This window comes from Streptomyces carpinensis (assembly GCF_002154505.1).
Classification (GTDB): Bacteria; Actinomycetota; Actinomycetes; order Streptomycetales; family Streptomycetaceae; genus Streptomyces; species Streptomyces carpinensis.
The window spans coordinates 1-1,132 of sequence record NZ_MUBM01000533.1 but is presented as its reverse complement, the minus strand read 5'-3'; the positions used below and the strand labels follow the sequence as shown (position 1 = coordinate 1,132).

Genomic DNA, 1,132 nt, shown 5'->3' with positions numbered 1-1,132 from the left:
TGGTTCGTGGGATGGGGTCGTTTTTCAAGGAGTGTGAGCATCCGCGGTCGCGGTGGTCGAAGTGTCCTCACCCGTACAAGATCCGGTACCGGTCGGTGGCGGGGAAGCAGGTGAAGGAGTCCGGGTTTTCGACCCAGGACAGGGCGATCGCGCGGTTGACGGAGGTCTACAACGCGAAGAGGGCGGTGCCGCGGGGGCAGGCGAAGGCGAACCGGATCGCCCGGTACGGTGCGATGCGGTTCGAGGAGTACGCCGTCCAGTGGAAGGCCGGGCAGCGGGACCTGGGGCCGGCGTCGGTGGTGCACCTGGAGTCGCTGCTGAACATCCATCTGCTGCCGCTGCTGGGCAGTCGGCGGATGAACACCTTCGACCACAAGGTGGTCGAAGGCTTCCTCCAGACCCTGGAACGCGACGGCATCGGCTTGGCCGCCCAGGCGAACGCGTTTGACAAGCTGAAGGCGATCCTGCTGGACGCCAACCGGCTGGGCCTGTTCGACGACAACCCGGTCGCCGGCGTCAAGCCGCCGCAGTACGACCCCAAGCGGGTGGTGATCCCCTCACCCGAGCAGCTGGCCCAGATACGCACCGCCGGAGACGACAGCTTCCTGCTGGTCGCCGACCTGATGAGCGGCTGTGGCATGCGCAACGGCGAGGCGTTCGCGGTGAACCTCAACAACATCGTCGCCGACGACGTCTACCGCATCACCGAACAGGTCAACCGCACCACCTGCGGCTACGAGCGGCTCAAGCACCGCAAGGCGGGCGAGTACCGGGACGTGCCCCTGCCCGCACGGGTCCGGGAAACCATCGAGTGGTACGCCGACAAGCACGGCACCATCGACGGCTACCTGCTGCGCCATCCGAGCGACCCGGCCCGCACGTTCCCGCACTACCACATCGCCAACCAGTGGCAGCGGATCAAGAAGGCCGGGCAGACCGGCATCCCCGACGGGATGGTCGTCTACGGCCTGCGCCACTTCTTCGCCTCCAACTGCCTCACCCACAACATCCCCATCACCGACGTCGCCGAGTGGATGGGCCACAAGACCATCGAGATCACCTTCAAGATCTACCGCCACCTCATGCCCGGCTCCATCAGCAAAGCCGCCAAAACCCTCAACCACAACCTCAC

1 protein-coding gene is annotated in these 1,132 nt (G+C 65.8%); it reads left to right on the top strand.

The features are described from left to right. Positions 1-11: 11 nt before the first annotated feature. On the top strand, positions 12-1,132 hold a 1,121-nt coding region (locus BZY54_RS45560), incomplete at its 3' end, for a tyrosine-type recombinase/integrase (protein WP_107419991.1).